Origin of the sequence: Streptomyces sp. NPDC048192 (assembly GCF_043202415.1) — a bacterium.
GTDB lineage: Bacteria > Actinomycetota > Actinomycetes > Streptomycetales > Streptomycetaceae > Streptomyces.
This window is the reverse complement of sequence record NZ_JBIDAL010000009.1, coordinates 297,385-311,277: the sequence shown is the minus strand read 5'-3', so window position 1 is coordinate 311,277 and position 13,893 is coordinate 297,385. Positions and strand designations below refer to the sequence as shown.

Below are 13,893 nucleotides of genomic sequence, written 5' to 3'. Positions count from 1 at the left end.
CCGGCGACGGCTGCCCGGACTCCCCGGGGCCAGGACGGCGGCCCCGGGGGTGACGAACCGACGACAAGGCACAGCAAGTGAATATGCGCAACCAGTGGCCAGTCCTGCCCGCCGTGGCGGTACTGGCCTCCGGCCTGTTGACCGCCTGCGGCTCCGGGAGCGGTGACTCCGGGGGCACCGGCTCCTCCGTGGTGATGGGGATGTCCGACGACGTCCTCGCCACGGACCCCGCCTCCGGCTACGACCCGGGCTCCTGGCTGTTGTTCGACAACGTCTTCCAGTCGCTCCTCAGCTTCCCCAAGGGCGGGACCGAGCCGCAGCCGGAACTGGCCAGCGGGTGCACCTTCACCGACTCCCGGGCCACCGTCTACCGGTGCACGCTCAAGGACGGCCTGAAGTTCAGCAACGGCGACCCGCTCACCTCGAAGGACGTGAAGTTCTCCTTCGACCGCATGCTGAAGATCAACGACCCCTCCGGGCCCGCGATCATGTTCCCGATGCTCGGCAGCGTCGACACCCCGGACGCCAGGACGGTCGTCTTCCACCTGAAGACCTCCGACGCCACCTTCCCCAGCAAGATAGCCTCCGGCGCCGGCTCCATCGTCGACCACCGCCAGTACGCCGCGAACAGCCTGCGCACCGACCACAAGGCCATCGGCTCCGGCCCCTACAAGCTGGACTCCTTCGACAAGGACCAGGCCGTCTTCTCCGTCAACCCCAACTACAAGGGCACCGCCAAGGTCAAGAACTCCGGCGTCACCCTGAAGTTCTTCCACGGCGACCGCGCCGCCCTGAAGAAGGCGCTCCTCGGCGGCGACGTGGACATCGCCTACCGAGGCCTCACCGCCTCCGACATCGCCGGCATCGAGAACCAGGGCGGCGACAAGGGCCTCGACGTCATCGAGGGCACCAGCGCCGAAGTCCAGCACCTGGTCTTCAACATGAAGGACCCGGTCGCCGGAAAGCTCGGCGTCCGCAAGGCCATGGCCTACCTCGTCGACCGCGACGCCCTCATCAAGAACGTCTACCAGGGCACCGCCACCCCGCTGTACTCGATCATCCCCGCGGGCATCACCGGCCACAACACGGCCTTCTTCGACACCTACGGCGCCCGCCCCTCCCGGGCCAAGGCCGCCGCCGCCCTGCGCGCCGCCGGCATCACCGGCAAGGTCAGGCTCACCCTCTGGTCCACGCCGTCCCGTTACGGCCCCGCCACCGACGAGGAACTCGAGGCCATCGCCGGCCAGCTCAACGCCAGCGGCCTGTTCGACGCCGACGTCAAGTCCGTCCCCTTCGACCAGTACGAGAAGGACGTCGCCGCCGGCAAGTACGGCGTGTACGTCAAGGGCTGGGTGCCCGACTACCCGGACCCCGACAACTTCACCGCGCCGTTCTTCGGCAAGGGCAACGTGCTGGACAACCACTACGGCAACGCCACCATCACCGGCAGCCTCATGCCCGACACCGCCGCGCAGAGCGACCGCGCCGCCACCGACAAGGACTTCGCGCGGCTGCAGGACATCGTCGCCACCGACCTGCCCGTGCTGCCCGTCTGGCAGGCCAAGCAGTACGCCGTCGTCCACGACGGCGTCTACGGCCTGGAGTACTGCCTGGACGCCTCCACCGTGTTCCGGTTCTGGGAACTCAGCAAGAGCTGACACCCGCCCGCGCCACGGCACCGCCGGCGCCGCAGACACCGAGGGCGCCCTTCTCCACGCGGGAGGGGCGCCCTTCGCCGTCGTACCACTACTGCGCGCCGGGGCGCACCAGACCGCTCTCGTACGCGTACACCGCCGCCTGCACCCGGTCCCGCAGGCCCAGCTTGGTCAGCACATGCCCCACGTGCGTCTTCACCGTCGTCTCGCTGACGAACAGATCCGCCGCGATCTCCGCGTTCGACAGCCCGCGCGCCACCAGCTTCAGCACCTCCACCTCACGGTCGGTGAGGGTGTTCAGCGTGTCCGGCACCGGGTCCTCGCCGGATGGCAGATGCCCGGCGTACTTGTCCAGCAGCCGGCGCGTGATGCTCGGCGCCAGCATCGCCTCACCGGCCGCCACCACCCGGATCGCCTGCACCAGCTCGTTCGCCGGCGCGTCCTTCAGCAGGAAACCGCTCGCCCCGGCGCGCAGCGCCTCCACCACATACTCGTCCAGATCGAACGTCGTCAGCACCAGCACCTTCGCCGGACCGTCCCGGCCCGGCCCGGTGATCTGCCGGGTCGCCTCCACCCCGTCCATCCGCGGCATACGGATGTCCATCAGCACCACGTCCGGCTGCAGGGCCCGCACCTGGTCGAGAGCCTGCAGACCGTCACCGGCCTCGCCCACGACCGCGATGTCCTGCTCCGCCTCCAGGATCATCCGGAAACCCGTACGCAGCAGGGGCTGGTCGTCGACCAGTAGGACACGGATGGCCACGTGACACTCCTTCGCTAGTCGCGGCCCATTCTGCCCTGCCCGGGTTTTCCGGTTCACCCGGTCCCGGCCACCGGCAGCGGATACGGCGGGGGAGTGCCACCGAACTCCGGGCAGTGCGCCTGGTGGTCGCACCAGCCGCACAACTTGGTCGGCCGCGGCCGCCACTCCCCGGTCTCCGTGGCCTGCCGGATCGCGTCCCACAGCGCGTGCAGCTTGCGCTCCACCCGCTCCAGATCGGCGAGCACCGGGTCGTACGTCACCACGTCCCCGCTGCCCAGATACACCAGCTGCAGCCGCCGCGGCACCACCCGCTTCAGCCGCCACACCACCAGGGCGTAGAACTTCATCTGGAACAGCGCGCCCTCGGAGTACTCCGGCCGCGGCGCCTTGCCCGTCTTGTAGTCGACGATCCGGACCTCACCGGTCGGCGCCACGTCCACCCGGTCGATGATCCCGCGCAGCCGCAGCCCCGACTCCAGCTCGGCCTCGACGAACAGCTCCCGCTCGGCCGGCTCCAGCCGGGTCGGATCCTCCAGCGTGAACCAGCGCTCGACCAGCCGCTCGGCTTCCGCCAGCCACCCGGCCAGCCGCTCGCCGTCCGGATCGTCGGCGAACAGCTCCGTCACCTCCGGCCTGCTCTCCCGCAGCCGGTCCCACTGCCCCGGGATCAGCGCCTTCGCCCGCGGCGCGGTCCGCTCCGCCGCCGGCGCGTCGAACAGCCGCTCCAGCACCGCGTGCACCAGCGTGCCCCGGGTCGCCGCCGCGCTCGGCTTCTCCGGCAGCCGGTCGATCACCCGGAACCGGTACAACAGCGGGCACTGCATGAAATCGCTCGCCCGCGACGGGGACAAGGACGTCGGCGCAACAGCCACCCGCCCGCCCCCGGCGTCCGCCGGGACCGGGTCGACCGAGCCGGGGGCAGGGGACGCCGTGCTCGTGGACGCGCCCGGGCCGCCATGGGCCGCCGCGGCTGGGGCGGTGGTCGAGCGGGGGGCAGGGGTCGCTGAACTCGTGGCCGGACCGGGGGGCGCCGTGGCTGGGGCGGTGGTCGAGCGGGGGGTCGCCGCCGCTGTAGCTGTGGTCGGGCCCGACTCAGAGGGCCTTGTGGCAGTGGTCGAGCGGGGGACAGGAGTCTCTGCGGCTGTGGTCGGGCCGGACTCAGGGGGCCTTGTGGCCGTGGTCGAGCCGGAAGCAGGGTCCGCTGTGGATGTGGTCGAGCTCGACTCAGGGGGCCTTGTGGCCGTGGCCGAGCGGGGGGCAGGGGCCGCTGTGGACGTGGCCGAGCCGGGGACGGGGCGCGTTGCGGGCGTCGCCGAGCCGGGTGCAGGGGCTGCTGTCGCCGTCACCGAGCCGGGCTCAGGCTCCCCCGTGGTCGTCGCGGGATGCGGCTGAGCGGTTCCTGCGGTCGTCACGGAGTCCGGCTGGGCGGTTCCTGTGGCCGTCCCCGGGTCTGGGTCGGTGGTCGTCGCGGGATCGGGGTCGGCGGTTCCTGTGGTCGTCCCCCGGTCCGGGTCGGTGGTCGTCGCCGGGTCCGGGGCCGCCGTCCCCGTGGTCGTCGCCGAGGCACGCTCGGGCGTCGCCGCAGCCGTCGAGGGTCCCGGCACCGGAGCCGGCGCGGGCGTCGGCCGCGGCGCTCCGTCCGGGTCCGTCCGCCCGGCGCCGTCCGACCGGGCCCCCGTGTCCTCGATGCTGCTGTCCATGACCACAGACCTTACGGCCCGCCACTGACAGTGACCCAGCCGCCGCCGTGTTCGACCGTGCGGCCACGGGGCAAACACTAGGGGTGCCGGGGCAGAACACCTCGCCACGGCCGCATACCATCGACCACAGACCCTTCCGTTCCGCAGGTACGGAAGACGCTTCGAACGAGGGGACACCGTGGACGTGAGCGGCGGGAGCGGGCAGCCGCGGTCCGGCAACGACAAGCCGGCCGAGCACCCCGCGGGTCCGACGGCCCCGACGACCGACCCCACCGTCCCGGAGCCCCAGCCCCCCACGGACCACCACCGGGCCGAGACGGACGACACCCCGCCCTCTCGCCGGCCCGCCGAGCCCGGGGAGGACACGGCCGGCCCTCGTTCGGACACCGGCTCGGACACTGACCGCAGCGAGGACCGTACCGACGCCGCCGGCGAGGACGCCGCAGCCCAGCCCGGCACCGGCGGCGCCGGCGATGCCGCGGGCGCCGAGGGGCACGCCGGCCGCCCCCAGCCCCCCGGCACTCCCTCCCGACCGGACCACGCCCCCGGCGCCCCGCGAGACGAGCAGCACGAGCACCGGTCCCTCGCCCACTCCGGGATCGCCAAGGGCGAGCCGCCGCAGCCGCGGCCCAAGGAACCCGGCGGCGGCATCCTCATGGGACGGCCCTTCGGCGTGCCCGTGTACGTCGCCCCCAGCTGGTTCCTCGTCGCCGCACTGATCACCTGGGTCTTCGGCGGCCAGCTCGACCGCGTGCTCCCCGAACTGGGCGCCGCCCGCTACCTCGTCTCCCTGTTCTTCGCCGTCGCCTTCTACGCCTCCGTCCTGGTCCACGAGCTGGCCCACACCGTCGCCGCGATCCGCTTCAAACTCCCGGTCCGCCGCATCCAGCTCCAGTTCTTCGGCGGCGTCTCGGAGATCGAGAAGGAAGCCGAGACCCCCGGCCGCGAGTTCGTCCTCGCCTTCGTCGGCCCCCTGCTCTCCCTCGTCCTGGCCGGCCTGTTCTACCTCGCCATGAAACCCGTCGAGCCCGGCACCGTACCCGGCGTCCTGCTCGCCGGCCTGATGATCTCCAACCTCATCGTCGCGGTCTTCAACCTCCTGCCCGGCCTGCCCCTCGACGGCGGCCGCATGCTCCGCGCCGTCGTCTGGAAGATCACCGGCAGGCCCATGAGCGGCACCGTCGCCGCCGCCTGGGTCGGCCGCGCCCTCGCCGTCACCGTCCTCATCGGCCTGCCCCTGCTCAACCAGTCCGGCGCCCTCGGCGGCGGCAACACGGACACCGGCGGCATGGACACCGTCACCGACGCCCTGCTCGCCGCCATCCTCGCCGCCATCATCTGGACCGGCGCCGGCAACAGCCTGCGCATGGCCCGCCTGCGCGAACACCTCCCCGAGCTGCGCGCCCGCACCCTCACCCGGCGCGCCGTACCCGTGGAGACCGACACCCCGCTCTCCGAGGCCCTGCGCCGGGCCAACGCGGCCGGCGCCCGCGCCCTGGTCGTCGTCGACGCCCACGGCAGCCCCGTCTCCCTGGTCCGCGAGTCCGCCATCGTCGGCGTACCCGAACACCGCCGCCCCTGGGTCGCCGTCAGCGGCCTCGCCCAGGACCTCACCGAGGGCATGCGCGTCTCCGCGGAACTCGCCGGAGAAGAACTCCTCGACGTCCTGCGGGCCACCCCCGCCACCGAATACCTCGTCGTCGAGGAGACCGGCGAGATCTACGGCGTCCTGTCGGCGGCAGACGTCGAGCGCGCCTTCGTGAAGGCCATGGCCCGACCCAGCTAGTGGTCGGTGGACCGCCCCGCTGCCGGTAGTCTGGTCACATGTCCGAACCGACCGGTGCCGCCCGCAGGCGCGGGCCCTTCAAGGTCGGGGACCAGGTACAGCTGACCGACCCCAAGGGCCGCCACTACACGTTCACGCTCGAAGCCGGGAAGAACTTCCACACCCACAAGGGTTCCTTCCCGCACGACGAACTGATCGGCGCTCCCGAGGGCAGCGTTGTCCGCACCACCGGCAACGTCGCCTACCTCGCGCTGCGCCCCCTGCTCCCCGACTACGTCCTGTCCATGCCCCGCGGGGCAGCCGTCGTCTACCCCAAGGACGCGGGGCAGATCCTCGCCTTCGCCGACATCTTCCCCGGCGCGCGCGTCGTGGAGGCCGGCGTCGGCTCCGGCTCGCTCAGCAGCTTCCTGCTGCGCGCCATCGGCGACCAGGGCATGCTGCACTCCTACGAGCGCCGCGAGGACTTCGCCGAGATCGCCAAGCAGAACGTGGAGCGCTACTTCGGCGGCCCCCACCCCGCCTGGCAGCTCACCGTCGGCGACCTCCAGGACAACCTGTCCGACACCGACGTCGACCGCGTCATCCTCGACATGCTCGCCCCCTGGGAATGCCTGGACGCCGTCTCCAAGGCACTCGTCCCCGGCGGCATCCTCTGCTGCTACGTGGCCACCACCACCCAGCTCGCCCGGACCGTGGAATCCATCCGGGAGATCGGCTGCTTCAACGAGCCGACCGCCTGGGAGACCATGATCCGCAACTGGCACATCGAGGGCCTGGCCGTCCGCCCCGACCACCGGATGATCGGCCACACCGGCTTCCTGCTCACCGCCCGCCGCCTCGCCGACGGCGTCGAGCCCCCCATGCGCCGGCGACGCCCGGCCAAGGGCGCCTACGGCGAGGACTACGCCGGCCCCAACGCCGACGGCGGCACCGGCCGCTGACCCACCCGCACACAGCACAACGCACAGGCGCCGTGCCGCAGTTCCCCCACCCCGGTGGGAACTCCGGCACGGCGCCCGCGCGTTGACACGGCACCAGGACCCCCGCCCCCCACGGCCCAACCCCCGCCCCCCGCGCGGGGCCCCGCCTGCGGGAATCCTCCGACCCCGCCGTTCCCCCGCACTGTGACGTGTGGCACCATGCTGGCCACCCCCACCGGCACAGCCCTCACAGGAGACACTCCTCGTGCAGCAATCCGCCGTTCCGGAGCTCGCCCACGCGCAGACGCGGCCCATCCACTGGGTCGCCACCGCCACGGCCGTCGCCGGCGTCGTCGCCCTGTCCTCCGTCGTCCAGCCCGGATCGGCCACAGCCGCCCAGACCCACACCGACGTCCACCCCAGCACCGCCCCCGCGGCCGCCGCACCGCCCGGCACCGCCGGCGTCCACTTCCCGCTGCAGTGCGGACCCACCAAAGCCGTGGTCGTCAAGAAAGCCACCGGAGACCTCGACGGCGACGGCAGACCGGAAACCGTCGCCGTCGTCCACTGCGACGCCACCATGGGCACCCCGCCCGACGGCGTCTACGTCCTCACCCGCTCCGCCGACAGAACCGCACCCCGCATCGTCGCCACCCTCGTCGACCCCAAGGACCGGTTCACCGTCACCGACTTCTCGCTGCGCGCGGGCACCGTCTCCGCCACCCTCCTCGGCTACTCCTCCGACGCCGTCCCCAACTGCTGCCCCGACCTGAAGACCCCGACCGCCTGGCACTGGAACGGCACCGCGTTCCTGCGCACCACACCCGCCGGCACCCACAGCGTCTGAAACAGGGCCCGGCCCGGACTCACTCCGCGTCGGGCCCGTACACCTCGACGCTGTCCGAAACCCGCCGCACATGAATGCACTCGCCGGGACACTCCCGCGCCGAGTCCACCACATCCGCCAGCAACGGCAGCGGCACCGGCGCCGTCGCACCCGGAGCCTGCAACAGCTCCTCGCCCGCGCCCTTCACATAGGCCAGCCCGTCGATGTCCAGCTCGAACACCTCCGGGGCGTACTGGGCGCAGATCCCGTCGCCGGTACACAGATCCTGGTCGATCCAGACCTCCAGCGCCTCCCCGCCCGGGGCCTCCTGCTGCACGGTCACCTCTCCTGCCGTCGAGAACACCGCACGGATCCGGCACCACCAGGGCCAGCCGGGTCCGCACCAGCGGCTGTTGAACACCCCCGACCCTACCTCCGCCCACCAGCCGCGCACGCCCCACCGGCACCGGTGGTTTCCACCCCCGCCCGCCCGGGTACCAGCGCCGATCCAGGACGCACCGACCCGCCCCCGGCCACGGCACCCGACCGGTTCAAGCCGCGGCCGCACGTGACACCCACCGCCCGGACCGTCGCTCTGCGTGATGCACACAGAGCGCCCACCGGCCACCCGTTACCACAACCACCCGCCCGGAACGGACAACTCCGGCCACTACCGAAGGATTTTGACCACGCGATGCCCGGAACAAGCTGCTTCCACATCACGTTGAGTGGGTATCCCCTCCGTGCGAGGGAGAGCGCAACGGGTGACCGACGACACACCTTGACAGTCTTTGTGATCTAGGGGTTTCAATCGACACCCACCCAGGTAGGGTCTGGAAGCGTCCAGCTCCCCTTGGAGGAGGTGAGGACCGTGGCAGCCCACGACGACGACATGAACCGCGGCATCCGCCCGGGACGAGGGTCCGACGACCCGGCCGGGCAGATCGCCTACCTTGAGCAGGAGATCGCCGTCCTGCGACGCAAGCTCGCCGACTCTCCGCGACACACGAGGATTCTCGAAGAGCGGATCGTCGAGCTGCAGACCAACCTGGCCGGCGTGTCCGCCCAGAACGAACGGCTGGCCAACACCCTCCGCGAGGCCCGCGACCAGATCGTGGCCCTCAAGGAAGAGGTGGACCGGCTCGCCCAGCCGCCGGCCGGCTTCGGCGTCTTCCTGCAAGCCAACGAAGACGGCACCGCCGACATCTTCACCGGCGGCCGCAAACTCCGGGTGAACGTCAGCCCCAGCGTCGACCTCGACGACCTGCGGCGCGGCCAGGAAGTCATGCTCAACGAAGCGCTCAACGTGGTCGAGGCCATGGAGTTCGAGCGCGTCGGTGACATCGTCACCCTCAAGGAGATCCTCGAGGACGGCGAGCGCGCCCTCGTACTCGGACACACCGACGAAGAGCGCGTCGTACGCCTCGCCGAACCCCTGCTCGGCACCACCATCCGCGCCGGCGACGCCCTCCTGCTCGAACCCCGCTCGGGGTACGTCTACGAGGTCGTCCCCAAGAGCGAGGTCGAGGAACTGGTCCTCGAAGAGGTCCCCGACATCGGCTACGACCAGATCGGCGGCCTCGGCAACCAGATCGAGGCCATCCGGGACGCGGTCGAGCTGCCGTACCTCTACCCCGACCTGTTCAAGGAGCACGAGCTGCGCCCGCCCAAGGGCGTCCTGCTCTACGGCCCCCCCGGCTGCGGCAAGACACTCATCGCCAAAGCCGTCGCGAACTCGCTGGCCAAGAAGGTCGCCGAGGTCACCGGCCAGGCCGCAGGCAAGAGCTTCTTCCTCAACATCAAGGGCCCCGAGCTGCTCAACAAGTACGTCGGCGAGACCGAGCGGCAGATCCGCCTCGTCTTCCAGCGTGCCCGCGAGAAGGCCAGCGAGGGCACACCCGTCATCGTCTTCTTCGACGAGATGGAGTCCCTCTTCCGCACCCGCGGCTCCGGCGTCAGCTCGGACGTGGAGAACACCATCGTCCCGCAGCTGCTCGCCGAGATCGACGGCGTGGAAGGCCTGCAGAACGTGGTCGTCATCGGCGCCTCCAACCGCGAGGACATGATCGACCCCGCCATCCTGCGCCCTGGCCGGCTGGACGTGAAGATCAAGATCGAGCGTCCGGACGCCGAGGCCGCCAAGGACATCTTCGGCAAGTACCTCACCGAACGCCTCCCGCTGCACGCCGACGACCTCGCGGAACACGGCGGAGACAAGAGCGCCACGGTCCAGGGCATGATCCAGACCGCGGTCGAGCAGATGTACGCCGAATCCGAGGAGAACCGCTTCCTGGAAGTCACCTACGCCAACGGCGACAAGGAAGTCCTCTACTTCAAGGACTTCAACTCCGGCGCCATGATCGAGAACATCGTCGGCCGCGCCAAGAAGATGGCGATCAAGGACTTCCTCGAGAAGAGCCAGAAGGGCCTCCGCGTCTCCCACCTCCTCCAGGCCTGCGTGGACGAGTTCAAGGAGAACGAAGACCTGCCCAACACCACCAACCCCGACGACTGGGCCCGCATCTCCGGAAAGAAGGGCGAACGGATCGTCTACATCCGCACGCTCATCACCGGAAAGCAGGGCGCGGACACCGGACGCTCCATCGACACGGTGGCGAACACCGGTCAGTACCTGTAACGGCAGGGCGGCTGCGGGTGCCCTCACCGGGTACCCGCAGCCGACTGTTTTTCTGGCCACGACCGGAGCAGGCAATGACGCAAATGATCTCCCCACCAGCGCAAAGGCGTTCTAGGCTCGTTCCTACCGCCGAGTCGCGCAGTGCGGGGACGGGCACCGCACACGCACCGGAGCGCCAGCGGTACGTGAGCGGCGCCCACGACCGAGGGTGCCGCCGGGCAAGGAGGGCCGCATGACCGTACGGCGAGTAATGGGCATCGAGACGGAGTACGGGATCTCCGTCCCCGGCCACCCCAACGCCAATGCCATGCTCACCTCGTCCCAGATCGTCAACGCCTACGCGGCGGCGATGCACCGGGCCCGCCGGGCCCGCTGGGACTTCGAGGAGGAGAACCCGCTACGCGACGCCCGAGGCTTCGACCTCGCCCGGGAGGCCGCCGACTCCAGCCAGCTCACCGACGAGGACATCGGCCTCGCCAACGTCATCCTGACCAACGGAGCACGGCTCTACGTCGACCACGCCCACCCCGAATACAGCGCCCCCGAGGTCACCAACCCCCGCGACGCCGTCCTCTGGGACAAGGCCGGCGAACGCATCATGGCCGAGGCCGCCGAACGCGCCGCCCAGCTCCCCGGCGCCCAGCCCATCCACCTCTACAAGAACAACACCGACAACAAGGGCGCCAGCTACGGCACGCACGAGAACTACCTGATGAAGCGGGAGACCCCCTTCTCGGACATCGTGCGCCACCTGACCCCCTTCTTCGTCTCCCGCCAGGTCTTCGCCGGCGCCGGACGCGTCGGCATCGGCCAGGACGGCCACGAACACGGCTTCCAGCTCAGCCAGCGCGCCGACTACTTCGAAGTCGAGGTCGGCCTCGAGACCACCCTCAAACGGCCCATCATCAACACCCGCGACGAACCCCACGCCGACGCCGAGAAGTACCGCCGCCTGCATGTGATCATCGGCGACGCGAACCTCTCCGAGATCTCCACCTACCTCAAGCTGGGCACGACCAGCCTGGTCCTGTCCATGATCGAGGACGGCTTCATCGCCGTCGACCTCGCCGTCGACCAGCCCGTGCGCACCCTGCACCAGGTCTCCCACGACCCGTCGCTCAAACGACTGGTCACCCTCCGCAGCGGACGCACCCTGACCGCGGTACAGCTCCAGATGGAGTACTACGAGCTGTCCCGCAAATACGTCGAGGAACGCTACGGCGAGGACGCCGACGAACAGACCAAGGACATCCTCAGCCGCTGGGAGGACACCCTCACCCGGCTCGAGAACGACCCCATGAGCCTCGCCGGCGAGCTCGACTGGGTCGCCAAACGGGAACTCATGGAGGGCTACCGCCGCCGCGACAACCTCGACTGGGACGCCGCCCGGCTCCACCTCGTCGACCTGCAGTACGCCGACGTACGCCCCGAGAAGGGCCTCTACAACCGCCTCGCCGCCCGCGGCCGCATGAAGCGGCTCCTGGACGAGGCGGACGTCGAGCGGGCCATGAGGAAGCCGCCGGAGGACACCCGGGCCTACTTCCGCGGCCGCTGCCTGGAGCAGTACGCCGACGACGTCGCGGCGGCGAGCTGGGACTCGGTCATCTTCGACCTCCCCGGCCGGGACTCGCTCCAGCGCGTCCCAACCCTGGAGCCGCTACGCGGAACGCGAAATCACGTCAAGGAGCTGCTGGACCGCTGCCGCACCGCGGAAGACCTGGTCAGGGTCCTGTCCGGCGGGTGAGCGGGCCAGGGGGGTACTCGGTGCGGCCCGGGCGGACAGGGTGGAAATCCTGCCGCCCGGGAATCATCGAGATGGCCCCCGTACGTTGGAGAAACTGCGGGGCCGATGTCGGACCCGGCTTGTAGGGTCTGATCATCACCGATCGGCAGGCGAACTGAGCGGGGTGAGGGTTATGGCAACCAAGGACACCGGCGGCGGCCAGCAGAAGGCCACGCGCGCGACCGAAGAGGTCGAGGAGCAGACACAGGAAGCGCAGGCTTCGGAGGACCTCAAGGAGCGTCACGAGAAGCTGAGCGACGACGTGGACTCCGTCCTGGATGAAATCGACGACGTACTCGAGGAAAACGCCGAGGATTTCGTGCGGTCCTTCGTGCAAAAAGGTGGCGAGTAAAGGCTAAGCGGCCACATTGCCTTCGAAGTGAAGGTAGCGGGGGGAGTCGGTGGCTGAGGAGCCGAACGCGAAGGAGTGCCGGAAGTGCGGGCGCGCGTTGCCTCTTGCGGCCTTCGCTCGGGACAGGAATCGGCGGGACGGCCTCCAGGTGCATTGCCGGGAGTGCGTGGCGCAGTACAGCGCCGCGCACTACCGGCGCCGCCGGGAGGCCGAAGGGAAGACGGTCCGCGAGAAGGTGGCCGTGCCCGAAGGGCACAAGCTCTGCCGGATGTGCGGGGAGGTCGAACCGCACAGCGAGTGGCACCGCAACGCGACTGCTTCCGAGGGCCTGTCGACGCGCTGCAAGGCGTGCCGGGCCGCTCTGGGGCGGCAGGGCCATCTGAAGCGTCAGTACGGCCTGACCGAAGCCGAGCGCGACCGGTTGATCGCCTCCCAAGGGGGCGTGTGCTGCATATGTCTTGCGGCCCCACCCGCACATGTGGATCACTGCCATGAGACGGGTAGGGTCCGTGGCGTACTGTGCTTCAGCTGCAACGCTGCACTGGGGCAGTTCAAGGATCAGCCCGAGGTCATAAGGCGGGCTGCTGCATACGTGGAAGGAAACGCGTGGAAGCCAACACTCGTAGCACCGGGCGTCTACCAGCTGCCTTCCTGACGCCAGGGTCCTCCTCCTTCATGGACTTCCTCTCCGAGCACCAGCCCGAGCTGCTGCCCGGCAACCGGCAGCTGCCGCCCACGCAGGGGGTGATCGAGGCGCCGCACGGGACGACGATCGTCGCCGTGACCTTCCCGGGGGGCGTCGTGCTGGCCGGTGACCGCCGGGCCACCATGGGCAATGTGATCGCTCAGCGGGACATCGAGAAGGTGTTCCCGGCGGACGAGTACTCGGCCGTCGGCATCGCCGGCACCGCCGGTCTGGCGGTGGAGATGGTCAAGCTCTTCCAGCTGGAGCTGGAGCACTTCGAGAAGGTCGAGGGCGCCCAGCTGTCGCTGGAGGGCAAGGCGAACCGGCTGTCGACGATGATCCGGTCCAATCTGGGCATGGCGATGCAGGGCCTGGCCGTTGTGCCGCTGTTCGCCGGTTATGACCTGGACCGGGAGAAGGGTCGGATCTTCTCGTACGACGTGACGGGTGGCCGCTCGGAGGAGCAGAACTTCGCGGCGACGGGTTCGGGTTCGATCTTCGCGCGCGGTGCGATGAAGAAGCTGTTCCGTGACGATCTGACCGAGGAGCAGGCGACCACGCTGGTGGTGCAGGCTCTGTATGACGCGGCTGACGACGACTCGGCGACCGGTGGTCCCGATGTCGCCCGCCGGATCTACCCGATCATCACCGTGATCACCGAGGACGGTTTCCGCCGGCTGACGGAGGAGGAGTCCTCCGGGATCGCCCGTGCGGTGCTGCAGCGGCGGCTGGAGGAGCCGGACGGCCCGAAGGCGGCCCTGCTCTGACGGCGGGCCCCGGTTGTT

General features: G+C 70.2%; 12 protein-coding genes and 1 pseudogene. 10 read left to right on the top strand and 3 right to left on the bottom strand.

The window, feature by feature from the left end:
• Nucleotides 1–77 precede the first annotated feature (77 nt).
• A complete protein-coding gene (locus tag ACGFZN_RS21520; protein ID WP_393860064.1) occupies nucleotides 78–1,658 on the top strand; it encodes an ABC transporter substrate-binding protein in 1,581 nt (526 codons plus the stop codon).
• Between the two features lie 88 nt (nucleotides 1,659–1,746).
• Here the strand turns inward: ACGFZN_RS21520 and ACGFZN_RS21515 are convergent, their stop codons facing one another.
• Both ACGFZN_RS21515 and ACGFZN_RS21510 read right to left on the bottom strand, forming a co-directional pair.
• Nucleotides 1,747–2,418: a response regulator gene (locus tag ACGFZN_RS21515; RefSeq protein WP_393860063.1), complete on the bottom strand. Its 672-nt coding sequence runs from the start codon at nucleotides 2,416–2,418 to the stop codon at nucleotides 1,747–1,749.
• Between the two features lie 53 nt (nucleotides 2,419–2,471).
• A pseudogene (locus ACGFZN_RS21510) lies at nucleotides 2,472–3,290 on the bottom strand (RecB family exonuclease); the annotation flags it as partial.
• Between the two features lie 619 nt (nucleotides 3,291–3,909).
• Between ACGFZN_RS21510 and ACGFZN_RS21505 the strand changes: the two are divergent.
• The 4 genes from ACGFZN_RS21505 to ACGFZN_RS21490 all read left to right on the top strand — a co-directional run bounded on the left by ACGFZN_RS21505 (nucleotide 3,910) and on the right by ACGFZN_RS21490 (nucleotide 7,671).
• A complete protein-coding gene (locus tag ACGFZN_RS21505) occupies nucleotides 3,910–4,146 on the top strand; it encodes a hypothetical protein (RefSeq protein WP_393860062.1) in 237 nt (78 codons plus the stop codon).
• Nucleotides 4,147–4,296: 150 nt separating this feature from the next.
• Complete coding sequence (locus ACGFZN_RS21500; RefSeq protein WP_393860061.1) at nucleotides 4,297–5,904, top strand: site-2 protease family protein; 1,608 nt, start codon at nucleotides 4,297–4,299, stop codon at nucleotides 5,902–5,904.
• Between the two features lie 38 nt (nucleotides 5,905–5,942).
• Entirely contained in the window at nucleotides 5,943–6,845 is a 903-nt protein-coding gene (locus ACGFZN_RS21495; protein WP_393860060.1) for a tRNA (adenine-N1)-methyltransferase, read from the top strand.
• A gap of 244 nt (nucleotides 6,846–7,089) precedes the next feature.
• Nucleotides 7,090–7,671: a hypothetical protein gene (locus tag ACGFZN_RS21490; protein WP_393860059.1), complete on the top strand. Its 582-nt coding sequence runs from the start codon at nucleotides 7,090–7,092 to the stop codon at nucleotides 7,669–7,671.
• Between the two features lie 19 nt (nucleotides 7,672–7,690).
• Here the strand turns inward: ACGFZN_RS21490 and ACGFZN_RS21485 are convergent, their stop codons facing one another.
• Nucleotides 7,691–7,993, bottom strand: a complete 303-nt coding sequence (locus tag ACGFZN_RS21485) for a ferredoxin (protein ID WP_393860058.1) — start codon at nucleotides 7,991–7,993, stop codon at nucleotides 7,691–7,693.
• A gap of 528 nt (nucleotides 7,994–8,521) precedes the next feature.
• On the opposite strand from ACGFZN_RS21485, the gene arc reads away from it, so the two are divergent.
• The 5 genes from arc (at nucleotide 8,522) to prcB (ending at nucleotide 13,875) form a co-directional block, all read left to right on the top strand.
• Nucleotides 8,522–10,288 (top strand): proteasome ATPase, encoded by a 1,767-nt coding sequence (gene arc / locus ACGFZN_RS21480; RefSeq protein ID WP_393860057.1) that lies wholly within the window; start codon nucleotides 8,522–8,524, stop codon nucleotides 10,286–10,288.
• Nucleotides 10,289–10,520: 232 nt separating this feature from the next.
• Nucleotides 10,521–12,032, top strand: coding sequence for a depupylase/deamidase Dop (gene dop / locus ACGFZN_RS21475; protein WP_393860056.1), 1,512 nt, complete (start codon nucleotides 10,521–10,523; stop codon nucleotides 12,030–12,032).
• Nucleotides 12,033–12,204: 172 nt separating this feature from the next.
• A complete protein-coding gene (locus ACGFZN_RS21470; RefSeq protein WP_393860055.1) occupies nucleotides 12,205–12,423 on the top strand; it encodes a ubiquitin-like protein Pup in 219 nt (72 codons plus the stop codon).
• A 49-nt stretch (nucleotides 12,424–12,472) separates the two neighbouring features.
• The gene (locus ACGFZN_RS21465; RefSeq protein WP_393860054.1) at nucleotides 12,473–13,078 is read left to right on the top strand and encodes an endonuclease VII domain-containing protein; all 606 of its coding nucleotides are present in this window, start codon (nucleotides 12,473–12,475) and stop codon (nucleotides 13,076–13,078) included.
• Entirely contained in the window at nucleotides 13,030–13,875 is an 846-nt protein-coding gene (gene prcB, locus ACGFZN_RS21460) for a proteasome subunit beta (RefSeq protein ID WP_393860053.1), read from the top strand. Before ACGFZN_RS21465 ends, prcB begins: the two co-directional genes overlap by 49 nt.
• Nucleotides 13,876–13,893: the final 18 nt, after the last annotated feature.